Annotated in this window: 19 protein-coding genes, 1 tRNA gene and 1 rRNA gene; 16 read left to right on the forward strand and 5 right to left on the reverse strand. The window is 51.0% G+C overall.

The genetic code is table 11. From position 1 onward, the window contains the following. Positions 1-2,235 (reverse strand): 23S ribosomal RNA (locus WCV85_00005); the annotation flags it as partial. A gap of 559 nt (positions 2,236-2,794) precedes the next feature. Between WCV85_00005 and WCV85_00010 the strand changes: the two genes are divergently transcribed. The 3 genes from WCV85_00010 to WCV85_00020 all read left to right on the forward strand — a co-directional run bounded on the left by WCV85_00010 (position 2,795) and on the right by WCV85_00020 (position 5,121). Further along, positions 2,795-3,139, forward strand: coding sequence for a hypothetical protein (locus WCV85_00010; protein MFA6473240.1), 345 nt, complete (start codon positions 2,795-2,797; stop codon positions 3,137-3,139). Between the two features lie 240 nt (positions 3,140-3,379). Then, positions 3,380-4,180 (forward strand): hypothetical protein, encoded by an 801-nt coding sequence (locus tag WCV85_00015; GenBank protein MFA6473241.1) that lies wholly within the window; start codon positions 3,380-3,382, stop codon positions 4,178-4,180. 215 nt (positions 4,181-4,395) lie between these two features. Next, entirely contained in the window at positions 4,396-5,121 is a 726-nt protein-coding gene (locus WCV85_00020; protein ID MFA6473242.1) for a hypothetical protein, read from the forward strand. 162 nt (positions 5,122-5,283) lie between these two features. Here the strand turns inward: WCV85_00020 and WCV85_00025 are convergent, their stop codons facing one another. Next, a complete protein-coding gene (locus WCV85_00025) occupies positions 5,284-5,751 on the reverse strand; it encodes a hypothetical protein (GenBank protein MFA6473243.1) in 468 nt (155 codons plus the stop codon). 91 nt (positions 5,752-5,842) lie between these two features. Here WCV85_00025 and WCV85_00030 point away from each other — a divergent pair. Then, positions 5,843-5,929: transfer RNA gene (locus WCV85_00030), tRNA-Leu, on the forward strand. A 58-nt stretch (positions 5,930-5,987) separates the two neighbouring features. Here the strand turns inward: WCV85_00030 and WCV85_00035 are convergent. After that, positions 5,988-6,344, reverse strand: coding sequence for a hypothetical protein (locus WCV85_00035; GenBank protein MFA6473244.1), 357 nt, complete (start codon positions 6,342-6,344; stop codon positions 5,988-5,990). 586 nt (positions 6,345-6,930) lie between these two features. Here WCV85_00035 and WCV85_00040 point away from each other — a divergent pair. The 9 genes from WCV85_00040 (at position 6,931) to WCV85_00080 (ending at position 13,155) form a co-directional block, all read left to right on the forward strand. Continuing rightward, positions 6,931-7,659, forward strand: coding sequence for a C39 family peptidase (locus WCV85_00040; protein MFA6473245.1), 729 nt, complete (start codon positions 6,931-6,933; stop codon positions 7,657-7,659). A 112-nt stretch (positions 7,660-7,771) separates the two neighbouring features. Next, a complete protein-coding gene (locus WCV85_00045) occupies positions 7,772-8,383 on the forward strand; it encodes a hypothetical protein (GenBank protein ID MFA6473246.1) in 612 nt (203 codons plus the stop codon). A 204-nt stretch (positions 8,384-8,587) separates the two neighbouring features. Continuing rightward, complete coding sequence (gene ssb / locus WCV85_00050; protein ID MFA6473247.1) at positions 8,588-9,004, forward strand: single-stranded DNA-binding protein; 417 nt, start codon at positions 8,588-8,590, stop codon at positions 9,002-9,004. A gap of 161 nt (positions 9,005-9,165) precedes the next feature. Further along, a complete protein-coding gene (locus tag WCV85_00055; GenBank protein MFA6473248.1) occupies positions 9,166-9,552 on the forward strand; it encodes a four helix bundle protein in 387 nt (128 codons plus the stop codon). A 118-nt stretch (positions 9,553-9,670) separates the two neighbouring features. Continuing rightward, a complete protein-coding gene (locus tag WCV85_00060; protein MFA6473249.1) occupies positions 9,671-11,638 on the forward strand; it encodes a lamin tail domain-containing protein in 1,968 nt (655 codons plus the stop codon). A 43-nt stretch (positions 11,639-11,681) separates the two neighbouring features. Then, positions 11,682-11,933 (forward strand): hypothetical protein, encoded by a 252-nt coding sequence (locus WCV85_00065; protein MFA6473250.1) that lies wholly within the window; start codon positions 11,682-11,684, stop codon positions 11,931-11,933. A 39-nt stretch (positions 11,934-11,972) separates the two neighbouring features. Next, positions 11,973-12,389, forward strand: a complete 417-nt coding sequence (locus tag WCV85_00070; protein MFA6473251.1) for a response regulator — start codon at positions 11,973-11,975, stop codon at positions 12,387-12,389. A gap of 5 nt (positions 12,390-12,394) precedes the next feature. After that, complete coding sequence (locus tag WCV85_00075; GenBank protein MFA6473252.1) at positions 12,395-12,685, forward strand: hypothetical protein; 291 nt, start codon at positions 12,395-12,397, stop codon at positions 12,683-12,685. 125 nt (positions 12,686-12,810) lie between these two features. Continuing rightward, the gene (locus tag WCV85_00080; protein MFA6473253.1) at positions 12,811-13,155 is read left to right on the forward strand and encodes a hypothetical protein; all 345 of its coding nucleotides are present in this window, start codon (positions 12,811-12,813) and stop codon (positions 13,153-13,155) included. A 60-nt stretch (positions 13,156-13,215) separates the two neighbouring features. Here WCV85_00080 and WCV85_00085 read toward each other — a convergent pair whose 3' ends face one another. Next, positions 13,216-13,683 carry a hypothetical protein gene (locus WCV85_00085; GenBank protein ID MFA6473254.1) on the reverse strand — a complete coding sequence of 156 codons (468 nt, stop codon included), beginning with the start codon at positions 13,681-13,683 and terminating at the stop codon, positions 13,216-13,218. A gap of 362 nt (positions 13,684-14,045) precedes the next feature. On the opposite strand from WCV85_00085, the gene polA reads away from it, so the two are divergent. Beyond that, complete coding sequence (polA, locus tag WCV85_00090; protein MFA6473255.1) at positions 14,046-16,823, forward strand: DNA polymerase I; 2,778 nt, start codon at positions 14,046-14,048, stop codon at positions 16,821-16,823. Between the two features lie 103 nt (positions 16,824-16,926). Here the strand turns inward: polA and WCV85_00095 are convergent, their stop codons facing one another. Continuing rightward, positions 16,927-17,559, reverse strand: coding sequence for a 2,3-bisphosphoglycerate-dependent phosphoglycerate mutase (locus WCV85_00095; protein MFA6473256.1), 633 nt, complete (start codon positions 17,557-17,559; stop codon positions 16,927-16,929). Between the two features lie 167 nt (positions 17,560-17,726). On the opposite strand from WCV85_00095, the gene WCV85_00100 reads away from it, so the two are divergent. Together WCV85_00100 and WCV85_00105 are read left to right on the forward strand one after the other, a co-directional pair. Beyond that, positions 17,727-18,224 carry a hypothetical protein gene (locus tag WCV85_00100; GenBank protein MFA6473257.1) on the forward strand — a complete coding sequence of 166 codons (498 nt, stop codon included), beginning with the start codon at positions 17,727-17,729 and terminating at the stop codon, positions 18,222-18,224. A gap of 118 nt (positions 18,225-18,342) precedes the next feature. Then, entirely contained in the window at positions 18,343-19,056 is a 714-nt protein-coding gene (locus WCV85_00105) for a histidine phosphatase family protein (protein MFA6473258.1), read from the forward strand. The last annotated feature ends 15 nt before the right edge of the window (positions 19,057-19,071 follow it).

Genomic DNA, 19,071 nt, shown 5'->3' on the forward strand with positions numbered 1-19,071 from the left:
AATTTCGCTACCTTAGGACGATTATAGTTATCGCCGGCGTTCGTCAGCGCTTCGGATCAAGGCTTGCACCTCTCCCCTTAACGTTCTGACACTGGCCAGGCATCAGCCCCTATACGTTGCCTTTCGGCTTTGCAGGGACCTAAGTTTTTGGTAAACAGTCACTTGATATCATTCGCTGCGGCCTCCTACGCTCCTCGCTGCCGCTCGAGCTCCGGAGGCCAGGACCCCATTGTTGCACCAGATGGCGCGGGGACTTGGCCTTCGAAGTTCCGAACGTAGTGAGGAACGTAGAAGGCAGGCCATATACCGAAGGTACGGCCGCTTTTTTGCCGAGTTCCTAAACCAGGGTTCTCTCGTTCACCTTGGCGCATTTACGCCGATCCACCTGTGTCGGTTTCCGGTACGGTCACGTCGTGACGTAAGTAGGAGACTTTTCTAGGCGGCGGCTGCAGTATGTCTTGCGGTTGTCTTGCGACTTCCACTTGCCCTTGCGGGGCGCGCGTAACCAAATCACGCACATACCTTGCCACCGCGTCCTCCCCTGAGTAATCACCCCGTGGTGCGGGAATCTTGACCCGCTGCCCATCATCTACGCCTTTCGGCCTCGACTTAGGACCGACTAACCCTGGGACGATTTGCGTTGCCCAGGAAACCTTGGATTTTCGGTGTGCAGGGTTCTCACCTGCATTTGTGTTACTTATACCAACATTCGCACTTCCCAACGCTCCACAGACGTTTCCACGTCTGCTTCGTTGCGGTTGGGAACGCTCCTCTACCACGTCCTCCGACTCGCGTCAGAGGACATCCTCATCTTCGGTAGACCGCTTGAGCCCCGATACATTTTCGGCGCAGAGCAATTCGACGAGTGAGCTATTACGCTTTCTTGAAAGGATGGCTGCTTCTAAGCCAACCTCCTCGTTGTCTGCATCGCGCCACCACCTTTACCACTGAGCGGTCATTTCGGGACCTTAGATGGAGGTCATGGGTTCTTCCCCTTTCGTCCTGTGAAGCTTGGACCTCACGGACTGACTCCTGAGATTGATGTCCTGCGGTATTCGGAGTTTGGTTGGACCATGTAGGCTTTCGCCATCATAATCCATTCAGTAGCTCTACCCCCGCAGGGGAACTCTCAAGGCTAGCCCAAAAGCTATTTCGAGGAGAACCAGCTATCGCCGAGTTCGATTGGAATTTCTCCTCTACCCACAACTCATCCCAGAGTTTTGCACAGCTCACGGGTTCGGTCCTCCTCCCGACTTTCGTCGGGACTCAACCTGGTCATGGGTAGCTCACCCGGCTTCGGGTCTTGTCGATAGAATGTTTAAAAAGTGAAATGCGTCCCGCTTTCGCGGGAAACATTTCAAATTTCAGATCGCGCTTGCGCACTCGCTTTCGCTCTGGCTCCGCCCTTCTCGGGCTTGGCCCACTCCACCGAACAAACTCGTTGGTTCATTCTTCAATAGGCACGCCGTGACCCCGCCGAAGCGAGGCTACGACTGTTTGTAAGCATACGGTTTCAGATACTATTTCATCCCCCTTCCGGGGTGCTTTTCACCTTTCCCTCACGGTACTTGTTCACTATCGGTCACAATGTGTATTTAGCCTTGGGACGGTAGTCGTCCCGGATTCCCGTAGGATTTCACGTGTCCCACGGTACTCGAGAGAAATGTCGTAGAGCTTCATGCGTTTCGTTTACCGGGCTATCACCGTCTATGGCCCGCCGTTCCAGGCGGTTCAACTACGCACAACGAAGAAATGCTCACTGCGCCCGCTTTGCAGCGGACACACCGAGCACCACTCCGCGTGGTCTCTACCTCGGAGTCGTAAGCTCCAAATAACACCATCTCGCAACACCCTTCTGGCAGCCGCTTACGCGTCTCTCCCAGCCTTGCGGCTGAGTGCACCAAAAAGGTTTTGGCTGATCCCGTTTCGCTCGCCACTACTCAGGGAATGACCACAGCGGTATGCACGATTCCGCCAAAGGCGAAACCGAACATACTGCTGCAATATTTATTTCTTTTCCTCTAGGTACTAAGATGTTTCAGTTCCCTAGGTTCGCTCACTGGCCCTATGTATTCAGACCAGCGTCTTTGCCCATACCGGCAAAGGGGTTTCCCCATTCGGACATCTCCGGATCAAAGGTTGCTTGCCACCTCCCCGAAGCTTTTCGCAGGCTGCTACGTCCTTCATCGCCACATTGTACCAAGGCATCCACCGTACGCCCTTGTGCGGCAACCATGGCACGGCTCTTGCCGTTCTCGCATTGCTGCGAGAGTGCCACAGTTGTCATCATCCGCCCCCAGCAACGGTCCGTCACTGGAAGCACTAACTTGCTTACTTACAAAAGATGCACATTCGTTACCACTTTTTTCACTTGCATATGCAATTGTCAACGATCGTGCCATTTGCTGCAGGGGAGAGAGTCGGAAGAAGATTCGGCACTCAGCCTCTGGAGGAAACGAAAATCCCGCTTCTGGCGGGACTACACCGCACGCATAGTCAATGAGTGGTACGGTCTAGCCGCCTTGGGTTTAGGACATTACGTACTGGTTACTCATGCGAGATGGGGTGAAAAACGAAGTTTTACTAGCAAATCGAAGTATAACCAAGACAGCGGTGGGTGTCAAGGGCGGCTGAGGTATGGGTTATGGTGTGGCGGCGAGTATGGTTGGAAGGTGGATAGGGAGCGCGTGATGCAGGGATTTATGACCCGTTTGCATTCTGTGGTTTTTGCGGTAAGGTGGGTGCAAAGAATAAAGAAAAGAGATTTTTTCAACGCTACTCATTGAGGAGGACTATGCCGTCACTCTGGCAGCAGTTCGGGGCACTCGTGCTATTCGTGCCCACGTTCATTGCGGCGATGTACTTTTGCATTGGTTTGGTCTACCTGCCTTTTGGAGTCTGGCAAGCTTTCCGCGCTCCCTTGCGCTTGTGGTACAGCCGGTCCCTAAGTACTTGTCTGTACATTGGCGCAGAATGGACATCGCTGATGATGCTTGCGGCTGTTTGGTACCATCTCTTTTTTGAAAGTTGGGATCCAATACTTACCGTTCCGGCGTACCTAACCCTGCTATGCATGTGGTTGCTGCGTCAACGGTTTCCGATCAACGGATTGGTATCCAGTGCAGCAGAGAGTACCTGAACATTGGTTCGGTAACAATGCAACATACCAACCGTCTGGCACATGCTGGGCGGTTTTTTCGACGAGTAAAAAAGATCCACGGGTATGCATCCAGAGTGAGTTGTATCACTATCATTGACCGGTGATGCCGCGGAGTTTTTCACGCTGAAGTTTGTTTGGAGAATGGGGCTATTGCCGAGAACCAAATGATTGAGGTAAGGTTGGGAAAAGAAATTAAAAAGTTCATTGAAAGGAGTTCATATGTCGTTGATTCCGGGTATTGTTGAGCGTTCCGGCTTAGCGCTATTCCCTAGCAAGACGCATTTGTGGACAATGGGTATTCCACTATGCATTGGAACGTGCTTGGTCAGTTTCTACTTTGCCCATGCAGGCCTTGGTTATGTCGTGCCGTCTACTCGGGTATTGTGCGGGCTTATGGGAGTAAGTATTTTTGCGTACATGTCTGCATGGCTTGCCGGAGTTACATTCTGGCGAGATTCTTTGAGCCGACTTGGGTTCACTCTCTACTGGGCAGCTGCAGCAGGACTTGGCGGAGGGTATGTACTCGGGCCAGTCTATGCATTAGGTGTAGGCTCCATATTTTTTGTGGCCCTGTATGTTATGGAGCACCTCCTCAAGCGATCCGGATTTATTGGCGGTATCTTTGATGGGGTATATAGTGGCTTTAGCATTGCGTTTTCTTTCATAGTCACCTCCGTGGTTCTTAGCCTCATTGTGTACCAGAAGCTAATGCACCCGCTCGCACTTGCTGGTGTCAGTATTTTCATCATTGGCGTGCGAATGCTTGCGAAGAGGTACTATCGAATCACTGATAAAAAACGGAAACACAGAATGGCGCAGACGTTGGGGTACCGATGCGCTTTTCAAGTCGCGCAATCGTCGGTATTTATGGGTTTGGTGGTGCTACTGTTTCTGGATACTACATATTTTGTTCACGGGGTTTTGTTCAGTGCACTATTTTACGTCCTTGAGTTCATTCCTGGTGTGAGAGAGCCAATTGAAATGGAACGTCCACATTCTGATATGGATATTATTGATTAGAACATTTTCCGCCTGGCATACGCTGGGCGGTTTTTTCGACGAGTAAAAAAGATCCACGGGTATGCATTCAGGATGAGTTGTATCACTATCATTGACCGGTGATGCCATGAAGTTTTTAGGCTGAAGTTTGTTTGGAGAATGGGGCTATTGCAAGCGACTAACCGTTTAGGTAAGGTTGGGAAAAGAAATTAAAAAGTTCATTGAAAGGAGTCTTTATGTCATTCGGCATTTCCGGCTTATCCGATCGTTCCGGCGGTTTGCTGCTTTTTCCGAAAAAATTCCACTTATGGTTAGTGGGCATTCTGCTTTGCATTGGGACGTGCTTCGTGAGTCTCTACTTTTGCTATACAGGGGTGACGTACATTCCGGAAGATGTGCGAATCCTTGGCGGGCTTATTGGGGTGAGCATTTTCACCTACCTGACTGCACCGTTGGTGGGTTATATCATGTGGGTGCACCCGCAGACCCGATTGGGTTTCTCTCTGTACTGGGCTTTGATGGCTGGACTTGGAGTCGGATGGGTATTTGGCCCTACTACTGGTCTTGGGGCAGGAGTGATTATGATTGCCGGTCTATACGGTATGGAGCATTTGCTCAGACGGTCTGGGTTTATTGGCGGGATTTTTGATGGTCTGTACGTTGCCTTTGGTATGGCCGCGCTGTATCTTGGTCTGGTATCGATAGTAAGTTTACTGGCCTTTCATCAAGTGTTGCACCCACGAGTCCTGTTGATTGCCTGTGCATTTCGTGTCGTCGCTCGATTATTGGGGAAGATGTTCACACGATTGACCGGTAAGAAGCAGAAGCGAAAATTAGAGGAGACGTGGGGGTACAAGCTTACTCATGAAGTATCTCGAACTGTTGCGTATGCTAGCTTGTCCGTACTTATCTTCGTTGATAAAGGTATATTGCAGAGGGCATCTGTATCGCGCTACTCTTGATGGTTGTTGAGTTCGCACCAACAGTACGAAGACCGATTGAGATTGATGATACGATAATCAATCCACCGAACGATCTTTAGGAATATACCGCCTGGCATACGCTGGGCGGTTTTTTCGACAAGTAAAAAAAGACGCACCCGGTGTGCGTCCTTGAAGTGGAAACTATTTTAGCTTGAGAAGTTCCAGTAGTCGACGTTTGAAATTCTGGAAGGAGGCGTATGGTTTTGGAGCATTGCTTGAGGCATTATTTCGTTCAGCCTGGATGTATGCTCCAAGCCGTTCAAATGCAGCCATAGTCTTTTGAGTTTCGTGATCAATTGCTTGCTGGCAACCGTCACAATGGTCAAGGTGCGTCAGGTACTCTTCTGTCGCATCCCCACTATCGATGAAGCTTTGGAAGTCAGTTTGCCGGTCTGCGCACACACCCTCAGGAAGTGGCAAAGATTCAGCCGGTAGAGAGACGGTAAAGAACCCCAGTCGACGTTGAATTTCTTCACGGAGATTAGACGCCTCCAAATTCCAAGCGGAGAAAGAATCAACGCCTTTTGTTTGTCCAGAATTTCTCTCTAGGCAGGCCTCAAAAGTCGTTAACAATTCCTCATTTTCCATTTGCGTTACATTCTTTTCCATTTTTTTCTCCATTTGTGTACTTTTGTTTTCCTCACCTTAGTTCTACCATTCCTGCTTGTCAATGATACTTGAGGTGGTAGGCTATGAATATGCCGCCGTGGTGAAATTGGTATACACGCAAGGTTTAGGTCCTTGTGGGAGTAATCCCGTGTCGGTTCGAGTCCGACCGGCGGCACCATAGAATACAAAACCACCCCAGCGGGAGCCAGGGCGGTTTTTTCGAAATTCGGAAAAACTTAGGCAGTGACGTTCACCGTGCTCTTCACGACGAAGTTCACGATTGCCCAGGAGATCAGGATGACTACCAAGCCGACAGCGGCGGAGGAGATGATCTTCTTTGCGGTATCCACTTTGTCTTCGTTGCCACCGGCCGTGAGCCAGATGAAGCCGCCGTAGAGAATCATAATGACGGCGATGAGCCCGAGGAGGCCCAAGACAAAGGTAATAATGTTCAGGACAGTCTGCTTCAAATCAGCGGAACCGAGGGTGAGCGTGGCGCCCACGTTTTCAATCGTCAAGGCTGAAGCAGCCAAGGGGAGGGCGAGGACGCCAACGGAGATGACGCCTGCCAGGAGTTTGCGGTTGAGTTTCATTGTTGTACACCTCCTTCCAATTGCATGGAGAATATCCACAGACACTACTTAGAATCTACCAGATTATGGCAGAAATGACAATGAATGTTTGCTATCCGGGCAAGGCGGGACACGGTCGTCATCCGCAGCTGCCTGGCTCTTTGAAGGGGGTCCCCACGGATGTGGCGCAGACCCTGAGCGAGTCTGACGAGTCGAAGGGGAGCACGCATCCGTGGGGCAGAGGGGCAACCTTCCAGAGGGTGGAGTGGGCCCCGAATGCTCCGAGGGGCACACGGAACTCGATGGAAGGATTGACCCGAGAGCCGTCGCGACGGCGCTGTTTTTTCGTGGATAACTAGGCCAAAAATTACTGCGAGGCCATGGTAGCCTAGAAGTGAAATAAACACCGAGGTCGTGCTCATGCGTTCTGGAAAGGCCAGGAGCATACCTCACCCAAACAATACCGTTACCGGACCGTTCTTTGAGAAAGGAGTGAGGTGAAACATTCTGAACGGCTGCGCTAACCACCCATAGTCAACGCACGAAAAAATCGTGCACAAGTGTAACCCAACAACTCCCAGGTCAGAAGGGCCTGGAAGGAGTGTATATGAAGACGAGATTTTTCCTCGTCCTGGCCCTCCTGGCCATTGCCGCTGCATTTTTCGCCCAAGGGTGCAGCAATACGGAGCAACCGGTCCAGCCGGCGCCTGTTCCAAGTTTGGATGAACTTTCTGCGGTGCTTGAGGTTCAACCATATCCATATGGTGAAATCTCAGCTGATTCCGTTCATGCTCTTGGACAAGTTGCTTATCAAGCAGTACTGAGCAGTAAGGGTCAGTCTTCCTCGCAAGCTCTTGCTTCGCCAAACGCCTGCATTTCTCTGAATGTCCCTTATTACAGCCAGCGTGATGGCGCATGGCGTTGGGACAAACTAGGATTTTCGACGAGCTCGACGATTGACCGTTACGGTTGCCATCTTTCCTGCATTTCTATGCTCTACGCGTGGTGGGGAACATGGAACATGAGCCCAAAGAACCTGAACATATGGGCGAAGGATAATGGCGCATTTAGCAATGATCTCATTATTCCTAGCAAGGCGATTCAATATAACGCATGCCGTCAGGTACGGAATATCGCTGCATCCGAGATCTTCTCCTACCTGGCTAACCGAAAGCCTGTTATCGCTCAGACGAGTCAGTACGGTGGGCACTTTGTGCTCATCTACGGTTTTGATGGAACTCGGTTTTGGGTGAAAGACCCATACCAAACCAGTGCCGCGAGTCAGAATCAAGTACTCTCGGGTACTATCTGGTCACTTCGGGTTTACGGAGCGTAAAAGTTCGTTGATCCTCACTTCGATTGAATGGCTCAACTATTCAATCAACATCGGTAGGGGTACGCTTCATAGAGCGTATCCCTACCTAATTTATTATTTACATTTCTCCACAATGAAAAAAGTTATTCCATTTTTGTTTGCAGGCATACTTCTTCTTGGTATTTATTATCTCCTAATAAATCAAAATGCTTTTGAAAGAGAAAATAATAATACGCAGATGACGAATGAGACTACGCAAACAGTATACGAAAATGCAATTGGAAAATTTTTCCTCACTCTTCCTTTCGGATGGAAATCAGAACCATTAGCATTGGCCACAGGTGGGACCATTCAGCAAAATGAATCTAGAGTTGCCTTTACCACCCCAAAATTTTCAACAAAAATACTTCTCTCTTTACAATTCAGCGTTGAGAAATATTCGTCCACAGAGTCTTATGTAAGAGCGCTTCTCGAAAAAAATCGCGCTGATGTACAACGAGGAGATGAGCCGTATGTGTGGGAATATGAAAGTCTAGAGAAACTCCCCTCTACAATTTTTGATGGGCATATCATGCATCGCCTGAAGACACCTGCTGGATATGTATCCCATGTCTATATCCTGCATAAGGATTTGCTATTAGATTTTATGGTTTACCATGAGACTGACCAGCAGATTTTCGATGTTGATAGAACAGATATCCAAATTTCTAGCGGAGTAATCAATTCTCTACAATGGAAGCAATGATAAAAAGTAGTTGAAACGCAAACCGAATACCCGGGTCTTGGAAAGGAGACACCCGCGTATTCGGAGATTTTGTCCGGATAGTCCAAGCAACCTGCGCTGCTTTTCGTACCCAAAAAAGAGTATGAACCCCTACCCATCATTGGTCAAGGGCAATTCTCTCGCCAAATAATCCATGCATTTTAAACCGAAGGGAGGTGATATGCAATGAATCTCAACAAAGCCACAATTCTTGGCAACCTCACGCACGATCCAGAAGTCCGCACTTTTGGAACGGGTCAGTCCGTCACCACCTTCTCGGTGGCAACGAACGCAGCCTGGCGTGATGCGCGGTCCAAGACCCTGAAGCAGAGCACGGAGTTTACCCCCGTGGTTGCCTGGGGCAAGCTTGGCAGCATCGTTGGACAGTACGCCCGTAAGGGTGACCGCTTGTACATCGAAGGTCGCCTGGCTACTCGACAGTGGGAAGGGAAAGACAATGTGAAGCGTTCACGAACGGAAGTGGTTGCGCAGAATGTGATCTTCCTGGGCTCCGCACGGAAAGGCGCGAAGCCCACAGCAGTCAGTGCGACAGAAGCACCGGTGGAGGGCGACCTCTCCCGCGTGCCAGTAGCGGCAGTGTAGGCATTCGTTCTTTACAATTCGCCCTCTTGTCAGCCCGTCGTCTGCACTTCGCGTTCAGGCGGCGGGGAATGAGCGGGTGAAGGGGTGGGGGGGGTAGAAGGTTTGGGTTTTGGTAGAGGTATAGGTAGAAGGTGGTGGTCGGAAGTTTAATAACCATTTCTATGTTAAAAAGTTTTCGAGATCTTGAAGTCTATCAAAATTTATACCAAGCCGGCTTAGCGGTGATTCGAGAAGTGATCCCTGCTTTACCAGCGATGGAGCGGTATGACTTGAGTGATCAACTTCGACGTGCCGCAAAAGCCGCGCCGCGATTAGTAGCAGAAGGTTACGCAAAAAAGCATCAAAAGTTTGGATTCCAAAAGTATCTCGATGACGCAATGGGTGAGTGCAACGAATGTATTGTGTGCCTCGAACAGGCACGGGATTTATACAAAGTGAGTGATTTGACCTGCAAGGATTTAGTAATGATCTATGACAAAAGTGTACGTCAGTTGTACAGACTTTCTGTAGCATGGACCCAGTTCAAACTCCGCAGCCGCCAACCCTAACCCTTTATCCATACCTCTATCTAAAACAAAACCCCCAACCTCACACTGATAATTACTTTATGAGAAAATTCATTATTTTTCACGACCCCTTTCACCGTTAGCCGAACTTGTATCACATATGAAATTCCTCCAATACCTGTGTCTCTGTACCATCATCTTCCAAGTCACATTTCTGGCTCACGCCTCCCCAGCCCCGCACCTCCTCATCAGCGAAATCCAAATCAGTGGCGCGTCTGGGTTCAGCACGGATGAGTTTGTGGAACTGTACAACCCCACGGATGCGGTGATAACCATCACCGGTTGGCAACTGCTGAAGCGAACAGCAACCGGGACAGTTTTCCCACTCGTGGAGCAATTTGAGGCAGCAACTGTACCAGCGCATGGGTATTTCCTCATTGCACATCCAACCGGGTACACCGGTAGCGTTGTACCGGATGCTCGTTATTCCACAGCTAATTCACTTTCATCTGACAACAGCGTGGAGCTCGTGAACCCACTTGGGATTGTTGATCTGGTTGGGTGGGGGACAGCCACGCATATGGAGACTGCACCAGCGCCAACACCGGGGATCGCAAAGAGCATTGAGCGAAAAGCCCTGAGTACCTCCACCAAGGAAACCATGCGGGTGGACGGTGCAGATTCCTTCCGCGGCAATGGTGAGGATACTCAAAATAATAGCTTGGATTTTCTGGGCCGAGATGTGCCGCAACCACAAAGCACTACCAACGAGCTGGAATTTGTGACGGCCCCAGCGCCGGTTGTGCCGTCCGCTCCGCCACCCAGCTCCTCAAACCAGAATACCAATACTGCTCCACCACCAGCGGCACCAATCGTCGCTGCGCCAATCACCGTACCCACGCACGAGGTGCTCATCTCCGAACTCCTGCCTGACCCCAAAGGTATAGATCTCCCCGGGGAGTGGATTGAAATCTACAACCGAAGCACCAGCGTTGTCCCACTGGCCGGTTGGATTTTGGCTGATGCTTCAAAAACCACCTACACGTTTCCCACAAAAGAGTTGAAGCCAGGAAGTTGGCTAGTGGTGCCGCGTACCGACAGTGGTATTGCCTTGAATAACACTGGTGGTGAAACCGTGACACTCACGGCACCTGATGGTATGGTCACCTCCACCGTCAAATGGACGGGCGTGGCTCTTGAAGCGCAGGCGTACGCGTTGGTGGGCGAGGCTTGGATGTGGACCGGGAAAGCTACGCCGGGCGCGGCGAATGTTTTTGCTGATACGAATCAAGCGCCGCGGGTGGCAATTCGGGAAGTGGAGGCCGAAGTGTGGGTTGGGACAGAGGTAAAATTCACTGCCGACGTGAGTGATCCAGATGGGGATGATGTGGAGTCCAGCTGGCAATTTAGCGATGGCGGGAAAGCCACCGGCGCCAAAGTAACCCACGTGTTTCCAAAGTCCGGGATTTTCAGCGTGACGGTGACCGCAAAAGACACCAAGGGGAAGGTGGCAACGGCAAAGGTGCAGGTGAAAGTGCGGGACTACCAGCGGAGCGCGGACATACGGATTGTGCGGCTGTTGCCCAATCCCACAGACGGGGAAGAGTGGGTGGAAATTGAGAACACTGGGACCAAAGCTGTTGATCTGACGGGCTGGGTGCTGCGTTCAAGCACGCGGCAGCTGAAGTTGCAGCTGCTGGTGGCCCCCAAGGCGGTGCTGAAGCTCACAGCCGATGACTTACCTTTTGCCTTGCGCAACGATGGCGGCACCCTGGAACTTGTGGATCCGGATGCAAAGGTGGTCAGCGTTGCTACATACCCCAAAGCCAAACCCGGGGAAGTGCTCACTCGGAATGCGGACGGCGCCTTTGCGTTGGAAGCTGCCGCTACATCCCCGCTGAATACGGGGATCAACGCAAACCAAGCCGCCACTCCGCGGGTAGCAGGGGAGAGTACGAATGGAAACGTCAATGGTAAACCGGTAAACCTTTCTGGCGCATCACCGAAAGGTGGCGTTCCGTCCTGGGTCTGGGCAGTCATTGCTGGGGTTGGTGGGGCAGCCTGGCTTGGGTATGAGCTTGTGCGGCTGTACCAGCGCCGGAAAAAGAGCAAAACCCAGGTTGGTTGACCAAGTGATTCCTTCCTTCTATCATACTTTTACCCCTTATCTTATGTCCCAAGAGAAGCAACCCATCACCCTTGAAGATCTCGCCCGCATGATCAAGATGGAGTTTGACCATAATGGCGAAGAGTTTACTGGTATTCGTCAGCAATTTCATGATCTACATGGTGAAATTCAGGAGCTGAAGGACGGTCAGCATGCAATACTGGTTCGATTGGATAATGTTGCCTATCGTTTTGAAGTTACTGAACTGGAGCGCCGGGTGGGTATTTTGGAAAAGCGAGCCGGCCTCCGGGCGTAGGTATTTCGGAATCCTTGCGGCATACGGTATAGTTACTGCATGAGCCTTGCTGGATATACCGCGAAGCAAACGAAGACCAGTCCAATCATTCTGGTGGTGGAGGATGAGCTTTCAGTTGCCACCAGTTTGTCCGAAGCCCTGGAAGACCGCGGCTACCAGGTGGTGAATGCGAAGGATGGAATTTCCGCGGTTACCACAGCGCGCCAAGTGAAACCCGCGGCGGTGATTTTGGATTTAGGTTTACCCAAGCAGAGCGGGTTGGATGTGCTGGACCGCTTCCGCAATGACAAAGCACTCTTTGCGATTCCCGTGATTGTGCTCTCAGAAGTGGAAAGCAGTGTAGTGCTCCAGCGCTGTACAGAATTGGGTATGTCCTGCTACTTAGCCAAGTCGCACTCCTCCTTACCCAAGGTCTTGGAGAAGCTGGCGAAGATTGTGCCCCCGCCAAAAAAGTAATCACCATGCGCCGGTTTGGCATACTCTGCATCCTCCTCGTTATTGTGGGGTCATTTGGGTTTTCTTTCCTCCGGTACCAGGCGAACCAGGCTGATGCAGATAACTGGTTCAACCTGCATTGGCGGTCATCATTTGCACAGCACATATGGCTCCAAACGGCTTTTGGTTTGCATCGAGATGGTGACAACCGTGCGGCCTACCTTTCGAACAATCGTCCAACACTGCACGTCGTTGTGCACGCGTTGCGGGTAAAGCGCTTACCACCCAGACTCAAAATGAACTCGCTTCCGCACTGACGGTAGCAACGCAGAAGTCTAATGGTGTAACCTTTTCCATTGGGGATGTTGTACCAGCCCAACCCGAAGGTTATTCCCGTGCGCAGATTCGGGCTTTGGCGAGTGTGGAAGGCAACCACGGAGCCGTGCAGGACGCACCTACCGTGCACGTTTTTCTGCTTAATACTTTTTTTGATTCGCCAACGAACATTGGCATGACTGTACGCGAAGACGGCACTGTCCTTTTCTTGGACGCTATAGCAGACCTGGCGCGCAATGATCCCTCAACGACAAACGCCTACATCCTCTCCACCCTCCTCCACGAGTTTGGCCACCAGCTAGGGCTGGAGAATATTACTTCTGCGGACTGCATCATGGCCGCTTCGGTGGAAGAACCCACACCCCTGGAGGGACGTCGCATTGCCACACCCACCGAATATTGCCAACAGGAATTACAGCTGATAGAGGCAACACGACAGATTGTGAAATAACAAAAGCCCCATATGAGAATAGGGGCTTTAGAATGAAAGGACGAGTGAGCTTGAGTGTCGCTATCGAGCGATAACGTTATCAACTGAGAAACGAGTCGCGCCCACAATATGGGCAAATTTTTTTACGGCTGCTTGCAATCCCTCCGTAAGTGTTTTGTTGTAGACACGGCATTCAAGTTTTTGCCCCTCTTGAATGCCACGGGAACCCCCGTACACAATAAACTGCAGCCGCGCATGAACCTTTGGAAAAATTCCAAAGTGTTTTTCATGCACTGCTACACCCCAGAAAGACCGCAATCCTTCATCATCGACATAAAAATTCGCGGAAGAGCTAAATGGACTAACAAAGCGGATGATCGCTTTTTTGCCATTTGTGCAAGCAATATGCACGCGTTGCTCTTCGAGGAATCGGTAAAATGCCAAATTTTTCTTTTTGAGTTGTGCAAGATCAACTCTCGGCTCAATAAACGAGCTGTAGATGAAAAAGATGGAATAAACGAAAGCCGCGAAGAAGAAGATAAAATCCATATTTCCTCCTGATGCAATATTTTAACCACGTATTCTGTTGTAAAAGATGTTCCCCACCTTACTACGTGGGTTCTTGGGTGTCAACCGCAGCGTCGTGCATAGCTTTCTTGTATCTGTAGACAAAAAAAGCTCACTGCACGTGCAGTGAGCTTGCTCACAGTTACTATTCTGCAACTGCAATCACTGTGCCTCCGCAGCGAGAACATGCCCCATCGATCATGGGGTGACCACAGTAGTAGCAAAAACTATCTTCCACAATTCCTCCTTGGAAAAGGGTACTATTTTGAATGCCCCCACTTTACCGTAGGCGTTTCATGATGTCAAACGTTGTCAGTGCAACCTTTCCCAGCTAACCTGTAGGCATGCCCACCCCCACTGTCCTCCTCGTTGACGGCAACGCTATTATCCACCGGAGTTTCCATGCCCTACCGCCGCTGACGGCGAAGGATGGCACCATGGTGAACGCCGTGTACGGTTTTGCCACGGCGCTGCTGAAAGCCTTGAAAGACATCAAGCCCACGCACGTGGCGGTGGCTTTTGATATGAAGGGGCCCACCTTCCGTGACGCTATGTACGATCAGTACAAAGCTACGCGCGTCCAAGCCGCCCAAGAGCTGTACGATCAAATTCCTTTAGCCCATGAGCTCGTGGCGGGTTTTGGTTTTCCCGTTGTGGAAGTCCGAGGCGTGGAAGCGGATGACGTGATTGGCACCCTGAGCCAGCGCTTGGCAAAGGAGAAGGCAAAGGTTGTTATTCTTACCGGTGATATGGATACGATGCAACTGGTCTCGTCGCACGTCTCGGTCTACAGTCTGCGGAAAGGTTTGAATGACACCGTGCTGTACACCCCCAAGCAGGTGGTGGAGCGGTACGGTTTTGGACCTGAGCACATCATTGATTACAAAGCGCTACGCGGCGATCCGTCCGACAACATTCCTGGGGTGAAGGGCGTGGGCGAGAAAACCGCCACGGACCTCATTCTCCGGTTCAAGAATATTGAAGCCATGTACCGGACGTTGGAGCACACACCACAGCAAGCCGCGGATATGTCGGAGAAGCTCAAGCTGAAGTTGATGCAAGAGAAGGACAATGCGTACCTGAGCAAAAAGTTAGCCACAATTAAACTAGATGTGTCCATTCCTTTTGATTTGGATAAGGCAAAGATTCACTCAGCTGATGCCACAAAGCTGCACGAACTTTTCGTGCAATGGGGTTTCAAGAGTTTGGTGGCGAAGATTCCGCAGTTGAGTGGAGAAGGGGAAGCCGTAAGCCTTAAAGCTGTAAGCCGTAGAGACCAAGAGGACGGCGAGGGAAGTCGCCCCACACTATTTGGTGAAAAGAGTGATAAACATTCGTACACGCTGGTGGATGATGAGAAAAGTTTCAAGGTATTTTTGGCTGAGTTGGAGCAGCAAAAGAGCTTTGTCTTTGACACGGAGACCACAAGCTTAAATCCGTACGAAGCAAAACTCCTCGGCATCAGTTTTTCCTGGAAAGCCGGCGCCGCGTCCTATGTTAACGTGCATAAGCATGCGTCTTGGCTGAAAAAACTCAAACCATTTTTTGCTGATTCGAAAGTAGCGAAGTGGGGTCACAACCTGAAGTACGATTCCCAAATTTTGGAACTGGCGGGGCAGGTGGTCACGCCCTTGTCCTTTGATTCGATGCTAGCTAGCTACTTGCTCAATTCCAGTTCCCGGAGCCATAACCTGGATACCTTGGCCTTTGCAGAGTTTGGGCACCAGATGATTCCCATTGAGGAGCTGATTGGGAAGAAGGGGAAGGACCAGGTGACCATGGAGCACGTGGACGTGGAAAAAATCGCGGAGTACTCCGGGGAAGATGCAGACTACACGTACCGGCTGGTCAAGAAGTTCCAACCTCAGCTAAAAGTCGCAAAACTGGAAAAGTTGTTTACCGATATTGAAATGCCGCTCATCCCCGTGCTCAGCCGGATGGAATTGGCTGGGGTGAAGTTGGATACCAAAGTCCTGGCCAAGCTTGGGGCAGAGCTGCACACGTCTATCCGCCGTTTGGAAAAGCAAATACACGGCTACGCAAAGTCAGACTTCAACATTAGTTCCCCGCTGCAGTTGAAGGTTGTCCTGTTTGAAACGCTGAAACTGCCCACGGAAGGCATTAAGAAAACCAAGACCGGCATTTCCACGGCTGTGGATGAATTGGAGAAACTTCAGGGCAAACATCCTATCATTGACGCCATTATGGAGTACCGGGAAGTGACCAAGTTGCTGAATACGTACGTCGAAGCGCTGCCTGAGCTGGTCCAGAAGCAAACCGGGCGGGTGCATACGGATTTCAACCAGACCGTGGCAGCCACGGGCCGGCTCTCCAGCAATAATCCAAACTTGCAGAACATTCCCATTCGTACCGAACTGGGCCGAGAAATCCGCAAGGCCTTCATTGCGGAAAAAGGTTTTCAGCTAGTCTCCGTGGACTACTCGCAGATTGAGCTCCGGGTTGTGGCTAGCTTAGCAAAAGAAGAGAAGATGATTGACGCATTCAAGCATGGGGCAGACATTCACCAAGCCACTGCCGCGGATATCTTTAATATACCGGTGGAGCAAGTGACCAAAGACCAGCGCAGCGCTGCCAAGGAAGTGAACTTCGGCGTGCTGTACGGCATGGGCGCCTGGGGCTTGGCGAGCCGCAAGAAGATTAGCCGCGAGCAGGCGCAGGACTTCATTGAGCGATACTTTGCCAGCCGGCCCAAAGTAGCTAAGTACTTGGAAGAGGTTAAGGAGCAGGCGCGGAAAGTGGGCTACGTGGAAACCTTGTTTGGCCGGCGACGGAATTTGCCTGAACTAAACTCTTCCAACGGCCAGATTCGCAGCCAGGCAGAGCGCATTGCTGTGAACTTGCCGGTGCAGGGGACGGCGGCGGATATTCTGAAGTTGGCCATGATTGCCTGCGATGCGGGTTTACCCAAAGTCAGTCCCAAGGCTCGCATGATTCTCACCGTGCATGACGAACTGGTGTTCGAAGTGCCGGACAAGGATGTGCAAAAAGTGTCCGCCTTCGTGAAGAAAACTATGGAAGGAGTGTACGATCTGGCCGCCCCACTCGTGGCTGACGTGAAGGTTGGGGATAATTGGGGGGAGATGGAGGAGGCTAAGTCGTAGGTAGCTCACCAATGTGGCAGAGCACAGCAAGCTGTGCACCTACATTGAATGCAATAAAGGCGAACTGGGTAGCTTCCTCTGGTTGACTAAATTCTTTGAAGTACTACACTTTCCCTTTACTCGTATTCGCTGACCGGATTTCTTTGTTCGTCACTTTACCATTAACATCCAGGGCGTAGCAGTGCACTTCGCCGGTACCAATTTCCAGGTCGCAGACCTCATCTTCGGTCATACCTTCAACGTGCTTGGCAAGTGCGCGCAGGGAATTCCCGTGCGCGACGATGAGTACGTTGTGCCCAGCCGCGAGTTCCGGGGCAATGTACTCGTCAAAGTACTTTGCCACCCGATCGTACACATCCTTGAGGGTTTCACCCTCAGGAATTTTCACGTCCCAGCCGCGCCGAATGTTTTTGAATTGCTCGTCTCCGACTTCCTCCTTGACCTGCCATTTATTCTTACCGGTGTAGATGCCGTAGTGCCGTTCTTTCAAGGCATGGTGGGAGGTGTGCGGCACATGTTCGATACCCAAAGTTTTCTTCACCTCATGCAGGGTTTGGTGCGCACGGCGTAGATCTGACACGTGAATCCGGTGAATGACAATATCACGCATGGCTTCCGCAGCGGCACGCGCTTCATCACGTCCCTCTGCAATTAAATCAATATCCGTGTGCCCGGTCCACAAACCTTTGGCATTCCATTCAGATTTTCCATGACGGAGGAGAATGAGGTGTGGCATAGGAAGTAATCTTTTCGTTGGCAGTACAGTATTGCATAGGAGGGCAAAAATGCAATCGTCGCAATGTACGTATTATTGGTTAGATCAAAAAAAAGATAGGTTGACATCTCATCCATCTGGTGCTAGAGTGATTTGAAATTACACAAAAAGTTTTGGAGGACAGAAAAATGCGAAGATGGATTGCCGTCGTGGTTCTTCTGATCGTCGCGGGGATCACCGTAGGTATCTCCTTTTACAAACCAAACCCGTTTACGCAGGCGTATGGGACACTCACATTCCCACCTGGAGTGGAAGTTCCCGACACGGAGAAGGCATTTTTTTTGGTTATTGATACGCTACCTAGTCGATATTGTGCGGAGCAACAGAGCGTCTTCATTTTACCCTTGGGAGCTTTCATAACCGATATCATTTCTATGTCCCCCAGGTCTGACCCGCCGGCTATTTCTTGGGCGCAACGAGTAGAAGTGTCTCGGTACCCTGAGGTTCTTCTACCCAGAAATATCGTTTCCCTCATACAGGTGCCTATTATTTCTCGGGTCCAAGAAGAAGCACTTTTTCAAGGAACGGTGACTTGGTTTATCCAAGCAACCCCGTCGTACAAGGCAGTCCTGATGGCTCTCCATCGCTCGAAGGATTACGAACAAGCCCTTTCCGCCGACCTGTAAAAAGGTCGGCTTTTGGTAATAAAAAAGGCGAACTGGGTAAGCACTTTTTTGTAATCAATTGACTTGCAAGGCATAGAGCAGGCTGGTAGGATGCAGCTGCTCTTTGAAAGGAGGAAACATGAGCTGGAATCGACCAGCAGAAATAGTGCTCATTCGACATGGGGAATCGTTACGAAATTTGCTTATGGAAGGGAAGGCCTGCATTCCTAATGAGACTGCGAGGCGGGGACTGGAGGGCTACCATGACCACACTATCCCGCTCACGGCACGTGGGGAAGTGCAGGCGCGTGATGCTGGACCGAAGATCATTGCGGACATTGGACTGCCAGATTGTGTGTACCACTCTGGGTATGTACGCGCCAAGCGAACGTTGGAGGGCATGCTCGAGCATCTCCCTGAGGAGGTTCGATCCAAAATTCGGATCTACTGGAAGTTCGAACTTCGCGAACGAAGTTCCGGCGCACGTTGGCTGATGACGCAGGAGGAGTATGACAAACACTTCCCCTGGGCTGAAGCTCAGTATCGTACTATTGGGCCGTTTCTCTTTCAACCACCTGGTGGTGGGGAGAGTATCGCCGATTTGGTTTGCGGGCGCGTCCATAGCGCCGTTGATACGATTTTTCGAGATCGGCCTGGTCAACGCGTGTGGTTGGTGTGCCACGGCCAAGTCATGCGAGCCGCGCGCGTCCTCTTTGAGCGGACGCCGCTGGAAGCACTTGATGCAGTCATGGCAAGCCATGCACCGAACCTCGGCCTCATCCGCTACGTCTACGAGGAGGGGAGTGAGACGCCCACGCGTACACACCTCTACAGCACGTACACTGATCTTTAAGTTCGTTCTATGGGG

Source organism: Patescibacteria group bacterium, assembly GCA_041665345.1.
Taxonomy (GTDB): Bacteria; Patescibacteriota; Patescibacteriia; order PEXW01; family PEXW01; genus JBAYJA01.